Below are 25213 nucleotides of genomic sequence, written 5' to 3'. Positions count from 1 at the left end.
GCTTTAAGCCCCTTTCAGTTCAAGTTTCTTATGGCGAATCGAGGACCAGAGCGAGGCCACGATGAACGCCACGCCAATCAGGCCGGTCACCACTTCCGGAATATGGAACTTCATGCTCGCCAACATGATCACAGCCAGGATGCCGATCGCGTAGTGGGCGCCGTGCTCCAGGTAGACGTACTCTTCGAGCGTTCCCTTGTGAACCAGGTAGACCGTCATCGAGCGCACGAACATCGCGCCAATGGCCAGGCCGAGCATAATGATCACGACGTCGCTGGTGATGGCAAACGCGCCGATCACGCCGTCGAAGGAGAACGATGCATCCAGCACTTCCAGGTAAAGGAAGCCGCCAATGCCGCCGCGCTTGACCAGCTCACCGGCGTTCACGCCGCCTTCTTCCTCCTTCTCCAGCCAGGACGACAGGCCATCCACCGCAATGTAAGCCAGCAGGCCCCACATGCCGGCCACCAGCACGATGAACTTCTGCGCTTCGTCGACGATGGACAGGCTGCCAAGCAGGATCGCCATCGAAATCAAGATCGCAATCGAGGAAACCTTGCCCAGCGCGCCCAGCTTGCGCTCCACATGACCCAGCCAGTGCAGCTGCTTCTCATGGTCGAAGATAAAGTTCAGGAAGACCATCAGCAGGAACATGCCGCCGAATGCCGCCACTTCCGCGTGGTGGTTGGTCAGGTGGGTCGAAAACGCTTTCGGGTCGTTCAGCGCCAGCGTCCAGACATCGGGCAGGCTAAGGTCAGCCGCCACTGCGACGATCACCAGCGGGAACACCAGGCGCATGCCGAATACCGCGATGATGATGCCGACGCCAAGGAACAGCTTTTGCCAGAACGGATCCCAGGTTTTCAGGACCGAGGCGTTGACTACCGCGTTGTCAAAGGAGAGCGAAACTTCCATCACGCTCAGGATAAGGGCGATCCAGACGGCCGCCAGGGCGCCGCTCGCGCCAGTTTGTTGGTATCCCCACCAGCCTGCAATTGCAAGACAGATGAAGGAGACCAGGAAGGAAATCCTGAAGTGCTTCATCGGTTGACCCTTTCTCGTTGGTTAGTCCGGCAAGTCTAAGGGCAACCCGCATTTTGAAAAATAGAAGATAATCGAAGTATTACTTCTAAAAAATCGAAGCATGAGAACCACGGGCCTGAACTTCCGCCACCTCTATTTCTTCCGCATGGTTGCCACCGAGGGCAGCGTGACGCGGGCAGCCGACCGGCTGGGGTTAGCCATCCAGACCGTCAGCACCCAGATCGCGGCGCTGGAACAGTCCATCGGCAAGTCCCTGCTAACCCAGCAAGGACGGCGGCTGGTGCCGACCGAGGCAGGCCGGGTCGCGCTGACCTATGCCGAGCAAATCTTCCAGCTGGGCGACCGCATGCAGGAGGCGCTTGAGGAAGTCGATACCGGCAAGATCCGGCTCACGGTCGGCATATCCGACTCGATGCCGAAGCTGATCGCGGCGCACTACCTGCAAGGTGCGCTGCCGCCCGAAACGCCGGTTCGCCTGGTGTGCACCGAGGGCGAATTCGATGTCCTGCTGGCCGAACTGGCGCTGCACAAGCTGGACGTCGTGCTGACCGACCGCCCGGTGCGCGCCAGCGCCTCGCTACGCGTGTTCAGCCACCTGCTGGGAGAAAGTGAGATGCAGCTGTTCGGCGTGCGTGCGCTGGCCCGCAAAGTTGGCAAGGATTTCCCTGCAAGCCTGAACGGCGCTCCGCTCTTGCTGCCGACACGGAATACCGCGCTGCGCGGCCGCATCGACGCCTGGCTGCTGGAGCAAGGCGTGCGGCCCGACGTGGTCGGGGAATTCGAGGATAGCGCGATGCTGAACACCTTTGGCCGCAGCGGCATGGGGCTGTTCTTTGCGCCGGCGGCGCTGGCGGACGATATGCTGGAGCAGTTTGGCGCGATTCCAGCCGGTCCGCCGGCTTCGGAGCTGCGCGAGCAGTTCTACGCCATTTCCAGCGAGCGGCGCATCAGCCACCCTGTGGTCGAGGCGATGCTGAATACTTCGCCGCGATAGCAGCCAGGCCTGCACTGGCATAAGTCATCATATCGTCGACCAGTCCTTCGGCATCGTCGGACAATGCGGGGAACAGGCTGCTGCGCATTTCGCGCGGAGCGACCAGCAGCGCCAGGCAGGGCGACATCAGCAGGAACAAGGCGCGTTGCAGGCCGGGCGTGGTAGGCGGCAGGCCGAGGATCTCGCACACCAGCGCCATCATCAGCATGGCCTTGGGGGCGATGGCCTTGTGCACCAGCGCCGGCGCATGCTCGGTCGGCGACATCAGTTCGCGGATCACCACGCGCGCGCCCCAATGCGCTTGCGGCCCGGTGGCGCGCAGCACGATGCCGCGCAGGATCGTGCGCAGCTTGTCGTGCGGCGGCAGGTCGCGCGACACGTTTTCCTGCATTTCTTCAAGCTTGAGTAATTGGTGGTGCGCTTCCACCAACACAGCTTCATATAGCGCGCCGCGGCTGCCGAAGTGATAATTGACAGCAGCGATATTGGTGCCGGCGCGGGCACAGATTTCCTTGCTGGTGGCGTCGGCAAAGCCGCGTTCCGCAAATACCTGCCCGGCCACGTCAAGCAAGGCTTGGCGAGTGGCGTCGCCGTCCTGGCGGCTGGTACGGGTTGCGGTCTTTTTTTGCATGGCTCGCATTTTACGTCGGATTTAAATTCAAATCCAAATTTGAATTTGATGTAGAATTTCCGCAGGAGGGTCTGCACATGAATAAGAAACTTGTTGGAATTGCCATTGTCGCGGTGGCGGCGATAGGGTTTGGCGCCTGGTACCGGAGCCGCCCTGTCGCCGACGACAAGGAACTGGTCCTGTATGGGAATGTCGATTTGCGGCAGGTGGCGTTGGCTTTCCCTGCCGCCGAGCGGGTGGCGCGCGTGCTGGCCGAAGAAGGCCAGAAGGTCCACGCTGGCGAGGTGCTGGCGGAACTGGACACACGCGGCTTGCGTTTGCGCCTGGCCGAAACCGAGGCGCAGTCCAACGCACAACAGCAGGTGCTGGCCCGCCTGAAAGCTGGCACGCGGCCTGAAGAACTGGCGCAGTCGCGCGCTCGCACCGCAGCCGCGCAGGCCGACGCCGACCTGGCGCGCCAGCAGCTGGAGCGCGTCACGGCGGTGCAACAGGACAGCAATGGGCGTGCGGTCAGCCTGCAGGATGTCGATGCCGCCCGGGCGCGCAATAAGGGCGCGCAGGCGGCGCTGGAGCAGGCGCGCCAGGGGCAGGAACTGGCGCAGCATGGCCCGCGCCGCGAGGATATCGCCCAGGCACAGGCGCAGCTGGATGCGGCGCAAGCGGCCATCGCACTGCTCAATCACCAGCTAGGCGAAGCCACGCTGAAGGCGCCTGTCGATGCCGTAGTGCGCGCGCGGCTGATGGAGCCGGGTGATATGGCTTCGCCGCAGCGTCCTGTTTATACGCTGGCCATCGCCGATCCAAAGTGGGTGCGTACCTATGTGCGGGAGGCCGACCTTGGGCGCATCAAGCCTGGCATGGCAGCAGGAATTTCTATCGACAGCCTGCCGGGAAAGACTTTAACTGGCAAGGTTGGCTACATTTCCTCGGTCGCAGAGTTCACACCTAAGACCGTGCAGACGGAAGATCTTCGTACGGCGCTGGTGTATGAGGTGCGTGTGCTGGCCGAGGATAAGGCCGATGTGCTGCGCATGGGAATGCCGGCGACTGTGCGGATCGCGTTCGGGCAGTAGTCATGGATGCTCCGGTCCTCAGTGCGCGCGGCTTGTCCCGCCACTTCACCGTCAAGGGCGCTGAAGCGCCGGTGGTGGCGGTGCGCGATGTCTCGCTGGAAGTAGCGGCTGGTGCGCTGACGGCGCTGGTGGGGCCGGACGGTGCGGGCAAGACGACCTTGTTGCGCATGGCGGCGGGTTTGCTGGCGCCTAGCGCTGGCAGCTTGTCGGTGCTGGGGATCGAGGTGGCGGCGCACCCACAGGCGGTACAGGATCGGATCAGCTATATGCCGCAGCGTTTTGGTCTTTACGAGGACCTGAGCGTGCAGGAGAACATGGATTTATATGCTGACCTGCATGGCGTGCCGTTGGAGGTGCGGCGCGAGCGTTTCGCCCGGTTGCTGCATATGACGGACCTGGGGCGCTTTACCTCTCGCCCGGCAGGCAAGCTTTCGGGCGGCATGAAGCAGAAGCTCGGACTGGCTTGTACGCTGGTGCGGTCGCCGGAGCTGTTGCTGCTTGACGAGCCGACCGTCGGCGTCGATCCCTTGTCGCGGCGCGAGCTGTGGGAGATTGTCACGCAGCTTGTCGATGAGGAGCGCTTGTCGGTCATCGTCAGCACTTCGTATCTGGATGAGGCTGAGCGGTGCGGGCAGGTGTTTGTGATGCATGAAGGGCAGCTGCTGGCACAAGGTGCGCCGGCCGCCCTGCGCTCCCGCGCAGATGGCTTGTGCTTTACCGCGATGCCGGGTAATGGAGAATCGGCCCGCGCATTGCAGGCGCGCTTGATCGATGCGCGGGAGATTGTGGTTGATGCGGTGCCGGAGGGTGGTCACGTGCGGTTTATACGCCGGGCGGATGCTTCGGATGCCGCCGTTGCACGGCTGCTGAATGGATTGGCCGCGAAGCCCGTGCCTTCGCGGCTTGAAGATGGATTCATGATGCTCCTGCGAGCCAGCCCGCAATCCCCCGCAGCCGGGAGCACGGCGGGGGCGACGAGCGACGGTCGGGGCACAAGCGGCGAGAACGGGGCGGCGGCGGATGGCGATGGTGAGGCGATGATTGAGGTGCGGGACCTGGTGCGGAAGTTTGGCGACTTCACGGCTGTAGCGAGCACCAGTTTCAGCGTGGCGCGCGGGGAGATCTTTGGCTTGCTCGGACCGAACGGCGCGGGCAAGACCACGACGTTCCGCATGCTATGCGGCCTGCTTCCTGCCAGCTCGGGCTTCCTGCAGGTGGCAGGCGTGAACCTGCGCTACGCCCGCGCGCAAGCACGCGCCAAGGTTGGCTATGTATCGCAAAAATTCGCCCTGTACGGCAACCTGACCGTCGCCGAGAACCTCGACTTCTTCGGCGGCGCATACGGACTGCGCGGCAAGCGCCTGAAGCAGCGTACCAGCGAAGTGCTGGAAGAGTTCCAGCTGTGCGGCCAGGAAAACCAGGCCAGTGGACAGCTCCCCGGCGGCTTCAAGCAGCGACTCGCCATGGCCACCAGCCTTCTGCACGAGCCGGAAGTCCTCTTCCTGGACGAGCCAACCAGCGGCGCAGACCCGCTCGCTCGACGGGAATTCTGGCGCCGCATCACAACCCTCGCCGAGCAAGGCGTGACGGTCGTGGTGACGACGCACTTCATGGAAGAAGCTGAATACTGCGACCGCATCGTCATCCAGGATGCCGGCAAGGTGCTCGCCATCGGCACCCCGCGCGAAGTCCGCACGCAGGCGGGAGGTGCGGGCAATATGGAAGACGCCTTCATCGCCATCGTCGAAAAGAACCGCGAGGGAGGCCAACCATGAAACAAGGTTTCCGCACCCGCCTCGCGGCCCTGGTGCGCAAGGAATTCCGTCAGTTGCTGCGCGACGCATCCAACCTCGCCATCGGCATCGCCCTGCCAATTGTGCTGATCCTGATTTTCGGCTACGGCCTGTCGCTGGACGTGAAGAATGCACCTGTCGCCATCGTGATGGAAGACAGCTCGCCCATTGCGCAGGAAGCCGTGGCAGGCTTTAGCCTCTCCCCTTCCTTCGCACCGCTGCCCGTCGCATCGATGCACGACGCCGAGCAGCTCCTGAGCCAGCGCAAGGTCGACGCCATCATCCGCATCCCAGCCACCTTCACGCGTGACATGGCGGCCGGCAGCGCCGCCGTACAGGTCATCGTGCATGGTGCAGAAGCCAACCGAGCCAGCATCATCATGAATTACGCCAACGGCGCCTTGCAGCAATGGGCCGCCCGCCGCGCCGAGCGGCAAGGCAGCGCCGCGCGGCCCGATGCCCTGCCCGCTAACGGCGCGGTACGCATCGATCAGCGTATGTGGTTCAACAGCGCCAACACCAGCACCTGGTACCTGGTGCCCGGCCTGATCGTACTGATCATGACGCTGGTCGGCGCCTTCCTGACCGCGCTGGTGATGGCACGAGAGTGGGAGCGCGGCACATTGGAGGCGCTCTTTGTCACGCCAGTGCGGCCGGTCGAAATCTTGCTGGCCAAAGTCATCCCCTACTTCTGCGTCGGCATGGCAGGCTTGTTCCTTTGCCTGATTGCTGCGCGCTTCCTGTTCGACGTGCCGATGCAGGGATCGCTGCTGGTGATCGTATTCGCCTCCATGCTCTACCTGCTGGTGGCGGTTGGCATGGGCTTGCTGATTTCCTCCGCAACCAAGAACCAGTTCCTGGCAAGCCAGCTGGCACTGGTGAGCAGCTTCATGCCTTCGCTGATGCTGTCCGGCTTCCTGTTCGACTTGCGCAACGTGCCGCTGGCGGTGCAGGTGGTCGGACATATCCTGCCGGCGACATATTTCATGGAACTGGTCAAGACCCTTTTCCTGGCCGGGAATGTCTGGCCGCTGATACTGCGCAATTGCGCGATCCTTGCCGCTTATGCCGTACTGCTGCTTGGCGTAGCGCGCGCTGTCACCCGCAAGCGACTGGATTAGCCATGATCGACTTCTTCCACCGTATCGCCGCCATCGTCCGTAAGGAATTCCTGGCCGTGCTCAAGGATCCGAAGAGCCGCTTTATCCTGGTAGTGCCGGCGATCGTGCAAAGCCTGTTGTTCGGCTATGCAGCGACTTATGACTTGACCTATGTGCCTTATGCGGTGAACGACGCGAGCCACAGCGCGGCTTCCGCCGAACTACTGGCGAAGCTGGATGCCAGTGGCACCTTCCGCCGCATCCTCACTTTCGAAACCCAGCAAGCGCTGCGCGATGCAATCGACCGCGAGAAAGCGCTGCTGGCAATCAGCATTCCGGCCGATTTCGAGCGCCGCCTGTATGCGGGTGATGCGGCGCCGCTGCAGGTGGTGCTGGATGGGCGCAACTCCAATACAGCCGGGACAGCGGCGGCTTATGTCGGTGCGGTGGTGGCCGACTTCAACCGACAATGGCGCGAGAAGCACGGCGGCGTCCAGCCAGCGCTGCGCATCGAGTCGCGCGCCTGGTTCAATCCGAACCTGGAAACTCGCTGGTACCTGTTGCCGGGCATGATCGCGGCGCTCAGCATGCTGCAAACATTGCTGCTGACGGCCCTCTCGGTGGCACGCGAACGGGAGCATGGCACTTTCGATCAGTTGCTGGTAACGCCGCTCTCGCCGACCGAGATCATGATAGGCAAGGCGCTGCCTCCCATCATGATCGGGTTGCTGCAATCGACGCTGATACTGCTGGTTACGCGCTTGTGGTTTGGGGTGCCGATGGCCGGTTCGCTCTTGTCTATCTATGCGGCGCTGACGCTGTTCACGATCGCCAGCGTGGGCATTGGCCTGTCAATTTCGGCGGTGTCCCTGAATATGCAGCAAGCAATGCTATACACCTTTGTGCTGGTCATGCCGATGATGCTTTTGTCCGGGCTCACCACACCGGTACGCAATATGCCGGACGTGCTGCAGGTGGTGACCATGGCTAATCCACTTCGCTTTGCTATCGATATGGTGCAGCGTATTTATCTTGAGGGCGTTGGACTTGGCACGCTGTGGCCGAATATGGTGCCGCTGTTTTTAATTGCCCTGCTTACCCTGCCACTGGCGGCCTGGCTATTCCGACATCGCCTAACCTGAATTGGAAACATCATGAAACGCTCAATGATCTCGCTGCTTTGCCTGTCGCTCGCGGGTTGCGCGGCGGTGGGGCCCGATTTTCATTCGCCCGAATTGAAGGCGCCGGCAGCTTACGGCGACTGGCATGGCGGTTCTGCTTCGCTGCGCGACACGGCGCTGTCCTCTGGCGGCGCGCAGTCCTTTGCCCGCTTCGATGATCCGGTGCTGCATGGCTTGCAGGAACAGGCGCTGGCGGCCAGCTTTGATGTGCGCTCGGCAGCCTTGCGGTTTGCGCAAAGCCGGATGACGCGTGATGTGGCGGCGGGCGCCTTCGGGCCGCAAGTCAATGCCCGGGCTGGAGCGATGCGGCAGCGGCAATCGGAATCAGGGGCCGGCACGAGGATGGTGGATGCGATCGCGCCGGCGAATCGCGATGTGCTGATCGAAAAGCTTAGCGATCCATTCTCCTTGTATCAGGCGGGGTTTGATGCCAGCTGGGAGCTCGATCTTTGGGGTCGCGTGCGGCGCAGCGTGGAGGCCGCCGATGCAGGGATGGCGGAGGCTAGTTCGCTGCTGCGCGAAGTGCAAGTGGCGGTGCAGTTGGAGGTGGCGCGCAACTACTATGAATTGCGGGCAGCGCAGCGGCAGCAGGCGATCCTGCGCGCGGACATGGCGGCTACGCAGGAGATGGCAGAGTTGGTATCGGCGCGCCAGCGCGGCGGGCTTGCCAGCGGATTGGAAATCGAGCAGCAGTTGTCGACGGTCGCTGAGCTGCAAGGGCGCTTGCCGGCGCTGCTCGAGCAGGAGGCGGGCGCCATCAACCGCCTGACGATGCTGCTCGCGCAAACGCCGGGCGCCCTTCAGGCCCAACTCGCGGCGGAAGGGGCGGCGACGGTGGATGGGCCTGACCTCGCGCTGGGCGTACCGGGCGAAGTGCTGCGGCATCGTCCGGACATCCAGGCGGCGGAGGCGCGCTTACAGGCGGCGACGGCGCGCATTGGCGTGGCAGTGGCGGACCTTTATCCGCGCGTCACGCTCGGCCTGTCGCTGGGCCTGGAGTCGGTCGACGCGGGCAAGTTCGGCGACTGGGGCAGTCGTCAATGGTCACTCGGCCCTAGCCTGCAACTCCCGATCTTCGACAACGGCCGCCGCCGCGCGACGGTCGAATTGCGCGAACTGGAACAGCAGGAAGCCGCCATCAACTTCCAGAAAACCGTCCTCAAAGCCTGGCACGAAATGGACGACGCGCTATCGGCCTACGCCGCCGAACGCCAGCGCCAGCAAGCACTGGCAGCAAGTGAGGCGAGCGCCCGCGCCACGCTGGAACTGGCCACAACGCGCGCGCGGCGCGGCATGAGCGACCAGTTGCCGCTGCTGCAGGCGCAGCGCGCGCTGCTCGCCGTACAGCGCGAACAAAGCGCCAGCAAGAGCGCCCTTGCCCTGCGCCTGCTGGCCATCTGCAAGGCTAGCGGACTCGCCCCGCAGACGTAACTTTCCAACAAGAAATTATCAGGAATGCGCGAGACAGGCCCCGGGTCGGATAAGATAGAGGTTTTCGACTCACCGCCTTAGGGCGCATATGGACAACCTTTTACTAGTAATCTTCGCACTTCTCCTCGTAGCACTGAACGGCTTCTACGTGGCCGCCGAATTCAGCATCGTCACCCTGCGCCGCACCCGCGTGCGCGCCATCGCCAAAACCCAGGGCCTGCGCGGCCGCATCCTGGCCAAGGTCCATGGCCAGATCGATGCCTACCTGTCCGCCTGCCAGCTTGGCATCACCCTCGCCTCGCTGGGCCTGGGCTGGATCGGTGAACCTGCTTTTGCCCGCCTGCTGGAGCCCCTGCTTACCTTCGCCGGCATCACCTCGCCGGAACTGGTGCACGGCATTTCCTTTGTATTCGCCTTCGTCACCATCTCCTTCCTGCACATCGTAGTGGGCGAACTGGCGCCGAAGTCGCTCGCTATACGTATTCCGGAAGCGGTCGCGTTGTGGAGCGCCATTCCGCTGTACTCCTTCTACTGGGCCATGTACCCGGCCATCTGGCTGCTGAACCAAAGCGCCAACGGCGTGCTGCGCTTGGCCGGCCTGGGCGAAGCCGGTGGCCACGAATCGCACTACTCGACCGACGAACTGAAACTGATCCTGCGCACCAGCCAGCCCGGTGAATCCTTCAATAAGGACGAGCGCAACATCCTCGCCAACTCGCTGGATTTCTCGCAGCTGCGCGTGGCCGACCTGATGCGCCCGATCAATGAAGTGATCGCGCTGCACGAAGACCGTTCGATGGATGAGAACCTCGACACCGTTGTGCGCAACCGCTTCAGCCGCTATCCGTATTTCGACGAAAGCGGCGACAACGTGCTGGGTGTGGTGCACCTGAAAGACCTGTTCTTCGCCCTGCAATCGCGCAAGGAACTGAAGGACCTCGCCGGCTTCCTGCGTCCCGTGGAAACCATCTCGGCCCGCACGCCGGCGCTGGACCTGTTCCGCCGCTTCAAAGATGGCGCGCCGCACTTCGCCCTCATCGGCGAAAAAGGCAAGCGCCCAGTGGGGTTCCTCACGCTGGACAACCTGCTGGGCGCCATGGTGGGTGAAATCCACGATGAATTCCGTCTCAACGAAAATGACTGGCTCAAGCAGCCGGACGGTTCGCTAATCGGCAAGGCGAGCCTGCCGATTTTCTCGCTGGAGCGCATCCTCGGCGTCGACATCGAGAACGAAGAAATGGGCCTGGGCGAAGTCGAATCGGTCGGCGGCCTGATCATGCTGAAGATCGGCGACATCCCGAAACAGGGCCAGCGCGTTGAATTCGATGCCTTCGACCTGGTGGTGAAAAAGATGAACGGCCCGCGCATCCTGCTGGTCAAAGTCATCCCGCGCAACCTGCCTGCGGACTCCGACGAGCAGGATTGACGGTTTAAGGAATGGCGTCGGGCATGGTCACCAACCCCATGCTCACGCCGTCGCGCAGGAACTTGATTGCCTTTTCTTCCGGCAGCGGCTTGCTGAATAAATAGCCCTGCAACTCATCGCAGCCTTCGCGCGCCAGCAATTCGAGCTGGCCCGCGGTCTCCACTCCTTCGGCAATGGCGCGCAAGCCCAGGCTGTGCGCCAGGCGAATCACGGCCGTCACGATGGAACGGTCTTCCGGATCGCGCGTCAGGCCGCTGGTGAAGCTCTTGTCGATCTTCAGCTTATCCACCGGGAAGCGCTTCAAATAACTGAGGTTCGAGTAACCCGTGCCGAAATCGTCGATCGACATGGCGACGCCGATATCCTTAAGGCGGTACATCAATTCGATGGTGCCTTCCGGGTTATCCATAGACAGGCTCTCGGTCAACTCAAGCTCGATCAGGTGCGGGTGGATGCGATAGCGCTCCAGCACTTCGCGCACCTGCTTCTCCAGGTCCTGTACCGAGAACTGCGAGGCCGCCACATTGATCGCAACCGGCACCACCGGCACGCCGGTATTCAGCCACTCGCGCATGGTGGCGCACACCTTTTCCATCACCCAATTGCCAATGGCGATGATCAGGTTCGATTCCTCCGCCACCGGGATGAATTCCATCGGCGGAACCAGGCCAAGTTCCGGCGACTCCCAGCGCAGCAAGGCCTCCATGCCGATCACCTTACCGGTGCGGATATTGACTTGCGGCTGATAGTGCAGCACAAACTCATCGCGCTGCAAGGCGCGCATCAGGCCCTGTTCCAGCGTCACGCGCGCATCCAAGCGGTGCTGCATTTCCGGCGTGAAGAACTGGAAGCGATTGCGTCCACTCTCTTTTGCGCGATACATGGCGATATCGGCCTGGCGCAGCAACACCTCGGCCTGCGCTCCATCGTTCGGATACAAGCTCAGACCCAGGCTGCCTGTAATCACGTGGTCCTGCCCCGCCAGCTGCACTGGCTGCGCCAGGCGCGCCCCGATGCGCTCGGCAATCATGCCTGGCGTGGTGTCGCCCAGCGGGCTGTCGAGCAGCAGCACGAACTCGTCCCCGCCCAGGCGGGCCACCGTGTCGAAATCGCGCACGCATTGTTTCAGCGTGGCGGCCACGGTGCGCAGCAATTCGTCGCCTATCGCGTGGCCGAGCGTATCGTTGATCTGCTTGAATTTGTCCATGTCGACGAACACCACGGCCAGCGTTTCCTTGCGGCGTTCGGCGCGGCGGATGGCATGCGACAGACGGTCCAGGAACAGGTTGCGGTTCGGAAGTCCGGTCAGCTGGTCGTGCGTTGCCTGGTGCTTGATGGCTTTCTCGTGCAGCAGACGCTCGGTGATGTCGTGCGCCACATTCATCACCGAGTCTTCGCTGTTGAAGCGGATATCGGAGGCAAAGAATTCAACATCAACCAGATTGCCGTCCATGCGCAGCAACTGCAGCGTGCTGCGCGGCTTCTCATGCACCTTCAGCAAGTCCAAGCCCGACCACTCTTCCACCGTCTTGTGGAAGCTGGATGGGAAACGCTGTATGGCGGGCGTGCCGATCAACTCTTCGGCAGTGGCGGCGCCGAACAGGCGTACCGATGCCGGATTCAGGAAGGTGATCTTGCCATCGCTGTGGATCCAGATCGCATCGGGCGCCAGCTCCACAAGGGTGCGGTAGCGCAGCTCGCTGTCTTCCAGGTGGGTGTTCAGGCGCCGCAGGTGCTGGAAGTTTTCGTACAGTTCGAGGGACTTCTTTTCAAGCAGCGATTCCGCTTCCTTGCGTGCGGTGCGCTCGCGCAGCAGGCTGCGTGTGGCAACCGTGCTTTGGGGTGATTCCTTGTCCATCAATTCTGCTTGACGAGTTCAAAGCGCACGCGATGCAGCGCGCCTTCTTTCGGCAAGTCGGTTCGGGTTACATCGATCGCTTCGCCATAATGCTTGATGCAGCCGGCAATCAGGCCTTCGGCCAGGTCGCCGAAGCCGCGCGGGGAACTGTAATGCATGACCAGGCGCCCGGGCGCCGGGCGTTCGCACGGCAACGTTGGCAGTTCCGCATCCGGATACAACTTGCGCACTTCAACGTGGATCACGTCATCTATGCGGGACAGGAAATCGAAAGCGTTGTGGGTATCGGCAAAGAGGGGCTGGTAGTTCACACTGAAGCGATGGAACAGGTGCTCACCGAACATGTGGATCAACTTTGGCACGCTGTTGCCGGTGGCATTCGAGAGAGCCTGCACCAGGCGCACCAGTTCCGCGTGGTCGTAAGTGCCGACCGAGGTATAGGCGCCGTCGTTGGGAAGATTGGCTTCGGTGATGATCCGGTCCAGCATTTCGAGGCCCATGCGGCTCTCGACCAACTCCATGAATTCTGTGAAAACGACGCCTTTCATCGCGCCCTCTTTTTGATAGTTGGACAGGCGCCAGTATAACCCCTCTGGCAACGTTATACGACTGGTTTACCTTTTGTCCAATTCCTGAGCAGCCCAAGCGCCACGGCCAGCAAGGTCGGACCGATGAACAGACCAACAAAGCCGAAGGCCAGCACGCCGCCCATCACGCCCAGCAGCACCAGGGCGAACGGCAAACTTGAACCGCGCGAAATCAGGAAAGGCTTGACTACATTATCGACGCCGCTGATGACGACGGTGCCGTACACGAGCATGAATATGCCCCAGCCGGTCATTCCTTGCGAGAACAGCCAGATCGACGCACCGCCCCAGATCAGCGGCGGACCCACCGGCACCAGGGAAAGAATGAAGGTCGCCACCGACAGCAGCGCTACGCCCGGCACGCCGGCCAGCATGAAGCCAATGGCGGCCACCACTGCCTGCGCCAGCGCAGTGCCCAGCATGCCGTACATCACGCCGGTCACGGTGCGGCTGACGGTTTCCGCCACGTCGACCGCATGTTCGCCCATGATCTTGTCCATGCCCACTTCCAGCGAGGCCACGATGTTATGGCCGTCGCGGTACAGGAAGAATGCAACGAAGGCGGCCAGGCTGACTTGCGCCACGCCGGCGCCCAGCACGATGCCGCTGTTGAGCAGGAAAGTGCGGGCCGGTTCCACATATTTCTTGGCCACGGCGAGCAGCTCTTCCTTGCTGCTCAGTATCTGGCGCAGGTAGGAGTCAACCGATTCACCCACAAGCGGCAACTGGCGCAGCCAGGCCGGCGTTTCAAAGCCGCCGACGTCGATGGCATGGCGTGCAGCGCGGTAAAAATTGGTCACGCTGTCGGCGATATTCCATGTCACCAGCGACAGCGGCACGAGGATAACCAGTATCAGCGAAATCGTCATCACCGCAGCAGCAAGCGTGCGCCGTCCTTTCAGACGGGCCAGCAGGCGCTGGTACAGGGGCCAGGACGAAATGGCGATGGATGCGGCGAAGAGGATGCCGGCCAGGAAGGGGCGCAGTACATAAAGGCAGCCAATGACGAGGAAGACAATGGCTGCCAGGCGGCTGTAGGGCTGAAAACGTTTTTCCATGCCCTACAGCTTAGCAGGAATTCAGTTTGCGACGAGCAGCTTGAGGTCGTGCACGATCGGGGCCGGGCCGCCGCCGTGGCGCAGGAACAGCCGGATCTTGCCGTTCTTGTCGAACACATAGCTGCCGGCGGTGTGGTCGATGGTGTAGCTGTCAGGAGTCTTGCCAGGCACCTTCTGGTAGAACACCTTGAATTCCTTGGCGGTGGCGGCAATCTGCTCCGGCGTGCCGTACAGGCCTGTGAAGCGCGGGTCGAAGCCGGGCACGTATTGCGCCAGCAGTTCCTTGGTGTCGCGCTCAGGGTCGAGGGTGGCGAACAGCACCTGCACCTTGTCGGCGTCCGAACCGAGCTCCTTCATCACGGACGACATTTCAGCCATGGTGGTCGGGCAAACGTCCGGGCAATGGGTGAAGCCGAAGAACAGCACCACCACCTTGCCCTTGTAGGTGTCCAGGGTCACCGGCTTGCCGGTGTGGTCGTTCAGCGAAAAGCCCTTGCCGTAATCGAGGCCGGTCAGGTCGGTGTTTTCGAATTTGAGCTGCTTGTCGCCGCAAGCGACAAGGGCCAGCAGCATGAACAGCGCGGCAAACAGTTTTTTCATAGGACTCAGAACTTGAAGTAGTGGTCGACCAGCAGCGCCGCGAACAGCAGCGACAAGTAGATGATGGACCAGGTGAAGGCCTTGCGCGCCACGATATCGCTGTAATGCTTGTAGATGCGCCAGCCGTAGTACAGGAAGACCGCATTCAGCACGATCGCGCTGCCCAGGTAAATCAGGCCGCTCATTTTCACGGCAAATGGCAGCAGCGTGGTAGCGGCCAGGATGATGGAGTACAGCCAGACGTGGAAGGCGGTGAAGCCCATGCCGTGAGTGACCGGCAGCATAGGCAGGCCGGAACGCTCGTAGTCGGCTTTGCGGTACATGGCCAGCGCCCAGAAGTGCGGCGGGGTCCAGACGAAGATGATCAGCACCAGCAACCAGGCTTGCATCGGCACGTCGTTGGCGATTGCCGCCCAGCCCAGGGCCGGCGGCATTGCGCCCGACAGGCCGCCGATCACGATGTTCTGCGGCGTGGCCGGCTTGAGGATCATGGTGTAGATAATGGCGTAGCCGACGAAGGTGACGAAGGTCAGCCACATGGTCAGCGGGTTCACCAGCTGGTGCAGTATCCACATGCCGGCGCCGCCGATCACCAGTGCGAACACCACGGTTTGCGGAACGGTGATATCGCCCATCGCCATCGGGCGGCGTGCGGTGCGCGCCATGCGGGCGTCGATTTCGCGCTCGGCCAGGCAGTTCACGGCAAATGCCGCGCCGGACAGCAGCCAGATGCCGGCCGTCGCGGCAAGCACCACGCGCATATCAGGCATGCCGTCGGAGGCCAGGAACATGCCGATGACGGCGCAAAACACCGCCAGCTGCGTCACGCGCGGCTTGGTCAAGGCCCAGAATTGGCCGATGCGGGAGGTCGAGGATTTCATTGTTATTGGTAGGCGGGCGCAGCGAGGTACTTAGCCCTGTAGTTTATCATGGTCAGCAACAGCACCAGGGCTGCCGCACCCGCGTTATGGACCACCGCAATGGCCAGCGGGAAGTTGAAATAAATAGTCGCCACGCCGGTGAACAGCTGCAGCGCCAGTACCGCCACCATCCAGCGCGCGTGCTTGCCCAGGCCGTGCACGGGCCAGGCTTGCCAGGCGGTCAGGCCCAGCACCAGCACCACCACGGCGGCGAAATTGCGATGCACCCAGTGGATCGCGGTCAGCGCCGAGAACGGCAGGTAGTGGCCGGCGGCTGTCTTGCCCAGCTCACGCCACAGGTGGAAGCCATGTTCGAAATCCATCTCCGGCAGCCAAGCACCGGCGCAGGTCGGGAATTCGGTGCAGGCCAGGGTGGCATAGTTGGAGCTGGTCCAGGCGCCGAGCGCCAGTTGCACCAGCAGCACCACGCCGGACAACGCTGCCAGCAAGCGGATGCGTCCCAGGCGGCCCGCCTGCGACGGCGATACGCGCGGCATGGCCGAATGCAGCTGGTCTTCACGTCCGCCGAACCAGGCCAGGAATGCCAGAAGCGACATGCCCAGCACCAGGTGGCCGGTGACGAAGATAGGCTGCAGCTTCTGCGTCACGGTCCAGGCGCCGAAAGCGCCTTGCAGCATGATGAAGAAGAACAGGAAGGTCGGGTAGCCAGGCGTGACGCGGCGCGCGAACGACGCGGCGCCGGCCATTCCTTTGCGGCCGCCCTGCCAACGCCACCACGCAACGCCCATCATTGCCACGATCAGGACGCCGATGCCCATGGCCAGGTAGCGGTGGATCATCTCGATCCAGGCCTTCACCATGGTGACGGGGCCGGTCGGCATCAGCGATTCCGCGGCGCGAATCTGTTCGTGCGCAACAAAGGGATTGGCGGCGCCATAGCAGCCCGGCCAGTCCGGGCAGCCAAGGCCGGAGTCGGTCAGGCGCGTGAAGGCGCCAAACACAATCAGGTCGAAGGTCAGGAAGACTGCAATCCAGACCAGCTTGCGGTATTTATTGCTGTCCTTCGAAATCCAGACGGCGGACAGCGGCAGCGACGCTACCAACAGTGCCGTGATCGCCATATGGGCAAAGGAGTTGTGATCCATTGCACCCGCCTTAACCGATGGCCGAAGCCTTGAGCACCTTGCCCAGGTCCTTCTTGACCTTGGCCGGGTCGGCGTCTTTCGGGAAGCGCATCATCAGGTGTCCCATCGGGTCGATCAGGTAGATGTGCTCTTCCACCTTGCCGCCCTGCTCCAGCGGCAGCCACTTGCCAACGACGTCGGCCGGCGCGCGCAGGAAGTGGGTGCCGTCGTTCACGCGCATCATAAAGGTTTCCAGCGGCTCGCTATCGGTGATCAGCCACACGCGTTCGATACGGTCGGCTTCCTTGCCCTGCATGGTGCGCAGCTGGCGCATCATGAACAGCATGTCCTGGCATTTCTGGTCGCAGGCAGAACCGCCCACTTTGACCATGATCCATTTGCCTTTGAAATCATTTAGCGTCTGCGGCTTGCCATCCAGCGAAGTGCTGGCCATGACAGGAATCGGGTGCGCGCGCGGGTCGAGCAGGTCGCCGTAATTGGTCCGCCCTTCCGGCTTGATGAAGAAATACGTGAGGTAGGAGGCAAGGATAGGCGCTGCGCATACCAGCAGCACCGCGAACATGCTCCAGCGGCCACGGCGGCGCTGGTTTTCGTCTTGTTTAACGTTTTCCACTTTTTCTCAACCCAGTGAATACAAAGAAAAGTACTGCCATTGCCGCCAGTGCGTACCACTGGAAGGCGTATGCTTTATGTTTGTCGGCGCCCAGCGCCGGCGCTGGCCAGTCGCGCAACAACACTTCTGCCGCTCGCTGCGCCACGCCGTCCGGCGTCGTCTGCTCGACCACGATCGGCTGGAACTTCCAGCCCGTCGCCGCAGCCACCGCCGCGGCATCGGTATTTTGCACGATGACGCCGGCAGTCAGCTTCGGCGCATCTCCCAGCTGCATCACATGTCCTGGCGCCAGGCGCGCAATGCCCTCGACCGTCACCGGACCAGCCGGCGTGACATACGAAGGCAGCTTGCTGCGGTCCGCCATATCGCGCGGCAGCCAGCCGCGCGCCACCAGCACGTGCATATCGGTGCCGGCCAGGCGCAGGGGCATCAGGAGGTAGAAGCCAGGTTTCCCCTCGTGCGGGCGATTGTCCAGGTAGACCGGCCAGCCGGCCACCCATTCGCCCTGCAGGCGGACGCGGTGGAACTCCACCTCGGCGGCGGCGACCGGCGCGGCTCCCAACGGCAGGGGCGCGGCAGCGTTGCCGGCAGCCAGACGCGCTTCCAGCGCAATCTTTTGCGCGGCGCGGCCATCCTGCCAGCGGCCAGCGCTAATTCCAATCGCCACCAGAACCACGGTGGCCAGGAAAGGGATTGAGCGGAAGCGGAATGCCATACAATGAGAGTTCCTCAGAAACTGCTTAAATACCATGAAATACTTCGTCGCCGTCGCCTTCGTGCTGATCATCGGCAGCCTGGCCTCGGCCTTCATCAGCATGATGCGCAGCAAATCGGCCAACCCGAAGATGGTGCGCGCCTTTGCGCTGCGCGTAGGCTTCTCGATCGCGCTGTTCATCACCATTCTCGTATTGGCCAAGCTGGGATACATCAAGCCGACCGGCATCCGCTAACGGGCCGGTAAATGCAAAAAAGCCGCATCAGCCAGAACGCGCCCTAGGTCGCGCTCTGTGCAGATGCGGCTTTTTTTCGCGGGTAAATTATACCTGCGTCTTACATCCAGTACACGACGACGTACAGGCCGAGCCAGACCACGTCAACAAAGTGCCAGTACCAAGCGGCGCCTTCGAAGGCGAAGTGGTGTTCAGCGCTCATGTCGCCGCGGATCAGGCGGTACAGCACGACGGACAGCATGATCGCGCCCATGGTCACGTGGAAGCCGTGGAAGCCGGTCAGCATGAAGAAGGTCGAACCGTAGATGCCCGAGGTCAGCTTCAGGTTCAGTTCGCTGTAAGCGTGCATGTATTCATAAGCCTGGAAGCCCATGAAGGTTGCGCCCAGCAGCACGGTAGCGGCCAGCCAGAAGATCGCTTTCGAGCGATTGGCAGCTTGCAGCGCGTGGTGGGAGATGGTCAGGGTCATGCCCGAAGCCAGCAGCAGCGCGGTATTGATGGTCGGGATTGGGAACGGGCCCATCGCGGTGTACGACTCGACGGTGCCTGCAGGACCGGCGCCGCCATTCCACACGCCATTGTAGTCAGGCCAGATGAACTTGTGGTCCAGGTCGGACAGCCAAGGCATGGTGATCTGGCGTGCATAGTACAGCGCGCCGAAGAAGGCGCCGAAGAACATCACTTCGGAGAAGATGAACCAGCCCATCGACCAGCGATAGGACAGATCGATACGCTGGGAGTACATGCCTTTTTCCGATTCGGAAATCGCATCGCCGAACCAGCAGTACAGCACGCACAGCGTCATGACGATACCGGCCAGGTTGACGGCCATGCCCCAGGAGGCATCGTTCACCCAGGCGGAAGCGCCGATCATGGTCACCAGCAGGGAAATACCTGCCAGCATTGGCCATTTGGAAGGACCAGGCACGAAGTAGTACGGTGCCGCGGCGTTATTAGAGCTCATCTTGTTCTCCCTAAAATCCTGCAATAATTTACTTTGAAACCACGAGTTTTACGATCGAAACCAGCAAGCCGATGAACAAGGCCGCGCCCAGCAAACCAGCGATGATGACGTGGACCGGCTTGATCTTCTCCTGGTCCTGGTCAAAATCGCTCTTGCGGCGCAGGCCGAAGAACGACCAGATCACTGCTTTCATCGAATACAAAAACGATCCCATCTGCCTTCCTTAGTTGGCCGCAGTCTGGTTGCCCAGGCCGCCGGCCTCGATAAAGGTGTACGACAGGGTGACGGTCTTCACGCTCTTCGGCACTGCCGGGTCGATGAAGAACACCACGGGCATCTGCCGCGCTTCCCGCGGTTTCAGCGTCTGCTCTTTAAAGCAGAAGCATTCCACCTTCTTGAAGTGCGGCGTTACTTCCACCGGCGTGTAGCTCGGGACGGCTTGCGCCTTCACCGTGCGGTCCACGCTGTTGACTACTTCATACACCACGGTGGTCATTTCGCCGGGATGCACGGTCACACTATTCTGGGTGGGGCGGAAGCGCAACGTGCCCTGCACATTGCTCACCAGCTCCACCGTGATTTCACGGCTCATGTCGACCTGGCTGTTCTTGGCGACCTCTTGCGGTTTGCCATCGATCAGGTTCAGTCCAAGCACCTCGCAGAGATGCTTGTACACCGGGATCAGCGCATAGCCAAAGCCGAACATCATGACGGCGATGACTACCAGCTTGCCGAGCAGCTTCTTGTTGCTGCCGCTATCCTCGTTGCTCATTTCAGTGGTGCCCCAGCATCCATTGTTTGCCGATGACGGAAACAAAGAACACTACGGCAACCGACAACAAGATCAGGGCCAGGCGCAGATTGCTTTTCGGCTTCTTCGGGTCAGACATGATGCTTTTACCAATTACTTAACGGTTGGTGGCGTTTCGAAGGTGTGGAACGGAGCCGGCGACGGCACGGTCCACTCCAGGCCTTCTGCACCATCCCATGGCTTCGCTTCAGCTTTCTTGCCGCCGCGGATGGTCGGCAGGACCACAGCGAACAGGAAGAATGCCTGGGACAGACCGAAACCGAAGGCGCCGATCGACGCGATCATGTTGAAGTCGGTGAACTGCGCCTGGTAGTCAGCGTAACGACGCGGCATACCGGCCAGGCCCAGGAAGTGCATTGGGAAGAAGGTGATGTTGAAGGTGATCAGCGACAGCCAGAAGTGCGCTTTACCCATGGTTTCGTTGACCATGTGGCCGGTCCACTTAGGCGCCCAGTAGTAGAAGCCAGCGAACAGCGCGAACAGGGAACCTGCCACCAGAACGTAGTGGAAGTGAGCCACAACGTAGTAGGTATCCTGCAGCTGGATGTCGACCGGGGTCACTGCCAGCATCAGGCCGGTGAAGCCGCCCATGGTGAACACGAAGATGAAGCCAACCGAGAACAGCATCGGGGTTTCAAAGGTCATCGAGCCTTTCCACATGGTCGCGATCCAGTTGAAGACCTTCACGCCGGTCGGCACGGAGATCAGCATGGTTGCGTACATGAAGAACAGCTGCGAGGTCACCGGCATACCGGTGGTGAACATGTGGTGGGCCCAAACGATGAACGACAGGATCGCGATGGACGCGGTTGCGTACACCATCGATGCGTAGCCGAACAGCTGCTTGCGAGCGAATGCTGGAATGATCTGCGACACGATACCGAAGGCCGGCAGAATCATGATGTACACCTCTGGGTGACCGAAGAACCAGAAGATGTGCTGGTACATGACAGGGTCACCGCCGCCAGCGGCGTTGAAGAAGGAGGTACCGAAGTGACGGTCGGTCAGGGTCATGGTGATGGCGCCTGCCAGAACCGGCATAACAGCGATCAGCAGGTAGGCGGTGATCAGCCAGGTCCAGCAGAACATCGGCATCTTCATCAGGGTCATGCCAGGAGCGCGCATGTTCAGGATGGTAACGATGATGTTAATGGAACCCATGATCGACGATGCACCCATGATGTGCATGGCGAAGATACCCATGTCCATGCCAACGCCCATCTGGGTCGACAGCGGAGCGTACAGGGTCCAGCCGGCTGCGGTCGCGCCGCCAGGCACGAAGAACGAAGCGGCCAGCAGGATCGCTGCAGGAGGCAGCAGCCAGAACGAGAAGTTGTTCATACGGGCAAACGCCATGTCGGATGCGCCGATTTGCAGCGGGATCATCCAGTTAGCGAAGCCGACGAACGCAGGCATAATCGCGCCGAACACCATCACCAGGCCGTGCATGGTGGTCAGCTGGTTGAAGAACTCAGGCTGGAAGAACTGCAGGCCTGGTTTGAACAGTTCGGTACGGATCATCAGTGCCAGCACGCCGCCGGACAGCAGCATGATGAACGAGAACCACATGTACAGGGTACCGATGTCCTTGTGGTTGGTCGCGAACAGCCAACGGCTCAGGCCGTGTGGGTGATCGTGTGCGTGATCGTGATCGCCGTGGGCGTGATCGTGTGCGTGATCGATAGTGCTCATGTAATGCTCCTAATTACTTGGCGCGAGCAGCCACAACTTCGGCTGGCTGGACGATGTTTTCCGCTGGCTTATTCGACCAGTTGTTGCGGGTGTAGGTGATCACAGCCGCGATGTCGGTGTCAGACAGTTGCTTCCATGCCGGCATTTCGGATGGGAACTTGCCCGATTTCTTACCGTTCAGCAGAACGTGGATCTGGTCGGCTTTAGGACCGGTCACGACTGGCGAGCCGTCCAGGGCAGCGAATGCGCCTGGCACGCCCTTGCCGTTTGCCTGGTGGCAGACTGCGCAATTAGCGGTGTAGACTTTTTCACCCTTGGTCTTCAGTTCGTCGATAGTCCAGGTCTTGTTCGGATCGTCTGCCAGGGCAGCCATTTCCTTCTTCTTGCCTTCGACCCAAGCGGTGTACTCTTCGGCGGTCACGACTTTGACCACGATAGGCATGAATGCGTGCTCTTTACCGCACAGTTCAGCGCAGTTGCCGCGGAAGGTGCCGGTGTATTCAGCTTTGAACCAGGTGTCGCGCACGAAGCCAGGAATCGCATCCTGCTTCACGCCGAAGGCCGGGATCATCCAGGCGTGGATCACGTCGTTGGCGGTGGTCACGATGCGGACCTTCTTGCCAACTGGAACGACCACTTCGTTATCCACTTCCATCAGGTAGTTTTCGCCGCGCTGTTCGGTCGGCGCTTCGCCTGGATTGCCCACTTGCGAGCGTGGGGTGGACAGGTTGGAGACGAAGGAAATGCCCTCGCCTTCGCCCTTCAGGTAGTCATAGCCCCATTTCCACTGCATGCCGGTGGCTTTGATGGTGATGTCGGCGTTGGAGGTGTCTTTCATCGCAACCACGGTCTTGGTCGCTGGCAGCGCCATACCGATAACGATCAGGAATGGCACAACGGTCCAGGCGATTTCAACGGCGGTGGACTCGTGGAAGGAAGCGGACTTGTGGCCAACCGACTTGCGGTGCTTGAAGATCGAGTAGAACATCACGCCGAACACGGCGACGAAGATCACCATAATGATCCACATCATCATCGTGTGCAGGTCGTAGATGCTTTCAGCGATCTTTGTTGCAGGAGCCTGCAGGTTCAGCTGGTGCACCATCGGACCGCCGGTTGCACCGGTCGCGGTCTTGTAGTCCTTAGCCGCTGTCGCCGCAGGCTCGGCCCACGCCGGCATCGCTGCGGCGGTAACGGCCAAGCCGAGCATCAACGATTGAAGTCGCTTCGCAAGTTTCATGTTTTCCCCAACCACCCAAAAATAAAGAAAATTTTTGTGCACCGGGTCCGCCGAACTGCGACCCCGCCGCACGCTAAACACCTAAAGGTCCCTAGCCTGCCCCGCGCGAAAAATCGCGACCGAACTGTGCTGGAACCTTGAAATTCACTGAAGATGACCACACATCATCGACAGGTTATCGCTACGTTTGCCCGCCCGGGACCGTCTGGTTGCGTTCGGCTGGGCGATTTATTGGCAAAATTAGTCAATGATTATACCTAGTGAACATGTTCTACATCAAGGGCAGACGCCCTTGTGTTGTGCTAGTCACTAGCATCTTCGCCCTTCTTTGCCTATTTTTTAGGCTTTCTTGGCAGATCAAAACGGATGATCGCCTCGCCGCTGCTGGTTACCCGCGGCGCTGGACGGAAGGCGTGGCCGTAGATCACTTCGAACGTCAGGGCCAGCTTGCCGTCGGCGCGGCGCTGCTTTTCCAGGCCTTGCAGCATGCGCTGGTAGGCTTGTTTGCCTAACAATCCCTTGCGGCGCGTCTGCAGCGGGTTGCCACCCAGGGCGCGCGCGTCGGCTAGCAGCTTTTCGGCCGTGTCGTAGGTGACTGTTATCTTTTCCATATCCATTACCGGCTCGGCAAAGCCGGCTTCCACCAGCTGGTCGCCAAAGTCGTGCATGTCGACGAAGGGCAGCGTGTGGGGCGCCAGGTCGACGTCGGCGAAGGCGGTGCGCAGTTCCTGGAGCGTGTCCGGGCCGAAGCAGGAGAACATCAGCAGGCCGCCTACTTTTAATACGCGATGCCATTCCGCGAACACGCGGTCCGGCTGCGGATGCCAGTGGAGCGCAAGATTAGACCAGACCAGGTCCACATTGTTTCGTGCCAGCGGCAGGTCGGCCATATCGGCGCACAGGTAGTCAATGCCGGATTTTGCTGGTAATAATTTGCCAATCAATTGGCTCAGGCCCGATTTGGCGGCCTGGCCGCGAGCGACGGCGATCATCGCCGGCGACGTGTCGACGCCGAGGATCTGGGCCGCAGGATAGCTTTTTTGCAAGACTGGCAGGTCGGCGCCAGTGCCGCAGCCGGCGTCCATCACGCGCAGTGGGTTCACTTTGACCAATTGCAGGCGTTCATGCATGCGGCCGGCGATCTCGCGCCGCAGGAAGTCGGACTCGGCCACGCGGGCCGGATCGGCAAACATGGCGCGGACGCGATCCAGGTCAATAGGTGCGCTTAATTTCGGCGGTTTTGCTGGGGCTTGCATATTTAATACGTATTCTTAATGGGATAATCCGGGCAGTTTACTCGTTCGCGAGGATTTGCGATGGCTGGAGCTTTTACCGGTCGGCTGCTGGCGACCCTTTTGCCCTGTAACTGCGTGTTGTGCGGCGCCAGCGGTCCCGCCCTGCTCTGCCCCGGCTGCCACGGCCAATTCTTCAGCGCCGCCCCCACCCGCTGCCCCGTCTGCGCCAATCCCCTGCCGCCGGCCGGCGCGGCGCGACCGGCGCCGGCGCAAATGGTGCCGTGCGGGCGCTGCCAGTCGGACCATCCGGCTTTCGACGCGACTTTTGTAGCGGCCGACTATGCGCTGCCGGTCGACCGCCTCGTGCTTCAGTTAAAATTCGCCCGCCAGCTTGCGTTGGCGCGCCTGTTTGGCGACTTGCTGGCCGACGCAGTGTTACGCGGCGACGCTTCGAACATTCCGCGCCCCGCCCTGCTCTGCCCCGTGCCGCTTGGAATGCAACGCCTGTCCGAGCGCGGTTTCAACCAGGCGCTGGAAATCGCCCGCCCGCTTGGTAAGGCGCTCGGCATCGCCGTCCATGCCAAACTCGCAGTGCGCGTGCGCGAAACGTCGGCTCAAAGCAGCACCCCGCACGGGGCGCGCCAGGCGAATATGGCCCGAGCCTTCGCCATACCCGACCGGGCGCTGGTCGAAGGACGGCATATCGGCCTGGTGGACGATGTCATGAGCAGCGGCCAGACGCTGCAGGAACTGGCCGCAACGCTCAAGCGCCACGGCGCCACGCGCGTGACGAACTATGTGTTCGCCCGCACGCCCCCGAATATGAATTAGGAGAATGAAATGGACGCCTCCCCTCCAGTGCCAGAAAAGCGATGAGCGGGCAGGAAAGGGAAAGCAGGAGGAAGA

26 protein-coding genes are annotated in these 25213 nt (G+C 61.5%); 9 read left to right on the top strand and 17 right to left on the bottom strand.

The annotated features are described in order from the left end of the window. Positions 1-3: 3 nt before the first annotated feature. Positions 4-1044, bottom strand: a complete 1041-nt coding sequence (locus AC1RTP_RS23425; RefSeq protein ID WP_498611016.1) for a DUF475 domain-containing protein — start codon at positions 1042-1044, stop codon at positions 4-6. Between the two features lie 100 nt (positions 1045-1144). Between AC1RTP_RS23425 and nhaR the strand changes: the two genes are divergently transcribed. After that, a complete protein-coding gene (gene nhaR, locus AC1RTP_RS23420; RefSeq protein ID WP_498611013.1) occupies positions 1145-2038 on the top strand; it encodes a transcriptional activator NhaR in 894 nt (297 codons plus the stop codon). Here nhaR and AC1RTP_RS23415 read toward each other — a convergent pair. Further along, positions 1992-2669, bottom strand: coding sequence for a TetR/AcrR family transcriptional regulator (locus AC1RTP_RS23415; protein WP_498611011.1), 678 nt, complete (start codon positions 2667-2669; stop codon positions 1992-1994). The genes nhaR and AC1RTP_RS23415 overlap by 47 nt on opposite strands. Positions 2670-2746: 77 nt before the next feature. On the opposite strand from AC1RTP_RS23415, the gene AC1RTP_RS23410 reads away from it, so the two are divergent. The 6 genes from AC1RTP_RS23410 to AC1RTP_RS23385 all read left to right on the top strand — a co-directional run bounded on the left by AC1RTP_RS23410 (position 2747) and on the right by AC1RTP_RS23385 (position 10673). Continuing rightward, complete coding sequence (locus tag AC1RTP_RS23410; protein WP_498611009.1) at positions 2747-3742, top strand: HlyD family secretion protein; 996 nt, start codon at positions 2747-2749, stop codon at positions 3740-3742. A gap of 2 nt (positions 3743-3744) precedes the next feature. Next, complete coding sequence (locus AC1RTP_RS23405) at positions 3745-5517, top strand: ATP-binding cassette domain-containing protein (protein ID WP_498611007.1); 1773 nt, start codon at positions 3745-3747, stop codon at positions 5515-5517. Continuing rightward, positions 5514-6656 (top strand): ABC transporter permease, encoded by a 1143-nt coding sequence (locus tag AC1RTP_RS23400; protein WP_498611005.1) that lies wholly within the window; start codon positions 5514-5516, stop codon positions 6654-6656. Before AC1RTP_RS23405 ends, AC1RTP_RS23400 begins: the two co-directional genes overlap by 4 nt. 2 nt (positions 6657-6658) lie before the next feature. Beyond that, positions 6659-7777, top strand: a complete 1119-nt coding sequence (locus AC1RTP_RS23395) for an ABC transporter permease (RefSeq protein WP_498611003.1) — start codon at positions 6659-6661, stop codon at positions 7775-7777. A 12-nt stretch (positions 7778-7789) separates the two neighbouring features. Then, positions 7790-9247 (top strand): efflux transporter outer membrane subunit, encoded by a 1458-nt coding sequence (locus AC1RTP_RS23390; protein ID WP_498611001.1) that lies wholly within the window; start codon positions 7790-7792, stop codon positions 9245-9247. A gap of 88 nt (positions 9248-9335) precedes the next feature. Continuing rightward, complete coding sequence (locus AC1RTP_RS23385) at positions 9336-10673, top strand: hemolysin family protein (protein WP_498610999.1); 1338 nt, start codon at positions 9336-9338, stop codon at positions 10671-10673. Positions 10674-10677: 4 nt separating this feature from the next. On the opposite strand, the gene AC1RTP_RS23380 is transcribed toward AC1RTP_RS23385, so the two are convergent. The 8 genes from AC1RTP_RS23380 to AC1RTP_RS23345 are packed head-to-tail and all read right to left on the bottom strand — an operon-like array spanning position 10678 to position 18130. After that, on the bottom strand, positions 10678-12531 hold the full coding sequence (locus tag AC1RTP_RS23380) for a putative bifunctional diguanylate cyclase/phosphodiesterase (RefSeq protein WP_498610997.1): 1854 nt from the start codon (positions 12529-12531) through the stop codon (positions 10678-10680). Beyond that, complete coding sequence (locus AC1RTP_RS23375) at positions 12531-13079, bottom strand: heme NO-binding domain-containing protein (RefSeq protein WP_498610996.1); 549 nt, start codon at positions 13077-13079, stop codon at positions 12531-12533. Before AC1RTP_RS23375 ends, AC1RTP_RS23380 begins: the two co-directional genes overlap by 1 nt. A 53-nt stretch (positions 13080-13132) precedes the next feature. Further along, complete coding sequence (locus AC1RTP_RS23370; protein ID WP_498610994.1) at positions 13133-14176, bottom strand: AI-2E family transporter; 1044 nt, start codon at positions 14174-14176, stop codon at positions 13133-13135. A gap of 21 nt (positions 14177-14197) precedes the next feature. Then, positions 14198-14776, bottom strand: coding sequence for an SCO family protein (locus AC1RTP_RS23365; RefSeq protein ID WP_498610992.1), 579 nt, complete (start codon positions 14774-14776; stop codon positions 14198-14200). Between the two features lie 5 nt (positions 14777-14781). Continuing rightward, positions 14782-15657, bottom strand: coding sequence for a heme o synthase (gene cyoE / locus AC1RTP_RS23360; protein ID WP_498610990.1), 876 nt, complete (start codon positions 15655-15657; stop codon positions 14782-14784). Positions 15658-15659: 2 nt separating this feature from the next. Then, positions 15660-16802 (bottom strand): COX15/CtaA family protein, encoded by a 1143-nt coding sequence (locus tag AC1RTP_RS23355; protein ID WP_498610988.1) that lies wholly within the window; start codon positions 16800-16802, stop codon positions 15660-15662. A gap of 10 nt (positions 16803-16812) precedes the next feature. Next, on the bottom strand, positions 16813-17364 hold the full coding sequence (locus AC1RTP_RS23350) for an SCO family protein (protein ID WP_498611128.1): 552 nt from the start codon (positions 17362-17364) through the stop codon (positions 16813-16815). A gap of 37 nt (positions 17365-17401) precedes the next feature. After that, positions 17402-18130: an SURF1 family protein gene (locus AC1RTP_RS23345; RefSeq protein WP_498610986.1), complete on the bottom strand. Its 729-nt coding sequence runs from the start codon at positions 18128-18130 to the stop codon at positions 17402-17404. 34 nt (positions 18131-18164) lie between these two features. On the opposite strand from AC1RTP_RS23345, the gene AC1RTP_RS23340 reads away from it, so the two are divergent. Beyond that, entirely contained in the window at positions 18165-18365 is a 201-nt protein-coding gene (locus AC1RTP_RS23340) for a DUF2909 domain-containing protein (RefSeq protein ID WP_155455435.1), read from the top strand. A gap of 100 nt (positions 18366-18465) precedes the next feature. Here the strand turns inward: AC1RTP_RS23340 and AC1RTP_RS23335 are convergent, their stop codons facing one another. The 7 genes from AC1RTP_RS23335 to AC1RTP_RS23305 form a co-directional block, all read right to left on the bottom strand. Continuing rightward, positions 18466-19329: a cytochrome c oxidase subunit 3 gene (locus AC1RTP_RS23335; protein WP_498610985.1), complete on the bottom strand. Its 864-nt coding sequence runs from the start codon at positions 19327-19329 to the stop codon at positions 18466-18468. A gap of 28 nt (positions 19330-19357) precedes the next feature. Continuing rightward, the gene (locus tag AC1RTP_RS23330; RefSeq protein ID WP_498610983.1) at positions 19358-19543 is read right to left on the bottom strand and encodes a DUF2970 domain-containing protein; all 186 of its coding nucleotides are present in this window, start codon (positions 19541-19543) and stop codon (positions 19358-19360) included. A 9-nt stretch (positions 19544-19552) separates the two neighbouring features. Next, complete coding sequence (locus AC1RTP_RS23325; protein ID WP_498610981.1) at positions 19553-20101, bottom strand: cytochrome c oxidase assembly protein; 549 nt, start codon at positions 20099-20101, stop codon at positions 19553-19555. Between the two features lies 1 nt (position 20102). Next, positions 20103-20219, bottom strand: coding sequence for a cytochrome oxidase small assembly protein (locus AC1RTP_RS23320; RefSeq protein ID WP_498610979.1), 117 nt, complete (start codon positions 20217-20219; stop codon positions 20103-20105). A gap of 14 nt (positions 20220-20233) precedes the next feature. Continuing rightward, on the bottom strand, positions 20234-21832 hold the full coding sequence (gene ctaD, locus AC1RTP_RS23315; RefSeq protein ID WP_498610977.1) for a cytochrome c oxidase subunit I: 1599 nt from the start codon (positions 21830-21832) through the stop codon (positions 20234-20236). A 13-nt stretch (positions 21833-21845) separates the two neighbouring features. Next, complete coding sequence (gene coxB / locus AC1RTP_RS23310; RefSeq protein WP_498610975.1) at positions 21846-23072, bottom strand: cytochrome c oxidase subunit II; 1227 nt, start codon at positions 23070-23072, stop codon at positions 21846-21848. Positions 23073-23404: 332 nt separating this feature from the next. Then, complete coding sequence (locus AC1RTP_RS23305; protein ID WP_498610973.1) at positions 23405-24328, bottom strand: methyltransferase domain-containing protein; 924 nt, start codon at positions 24326-24328, stop codon at positions 23405-23407. Positions 24329-24388: 60 nt separating this feature from the next. On the opposite strand from AC1RTP_RS23305, the gene AC1RTP_RS23300 reads away from it, so the two are divergent. Then, positions 24389-25138 (top strand): ComF family protein, encoded by a 750-nt coding sequence (locus AC1RTP_RS23300; RefSeq protein WP_498610971.1) that lies wholly within the window; start codon positions 24389-24391, stop codon positions 25136-25138. Positions 25139-25213 lie beyond the last annotated feature (75 nt).

Source organism: Pseudoduganella sp. GW821-FHT11H04 (genome assembly GCF_058807935.1).
Note: the sequence above shows the minus strand (reverse complement) of the source record. Positions and strands in the feature narration are given on the sequence as shown.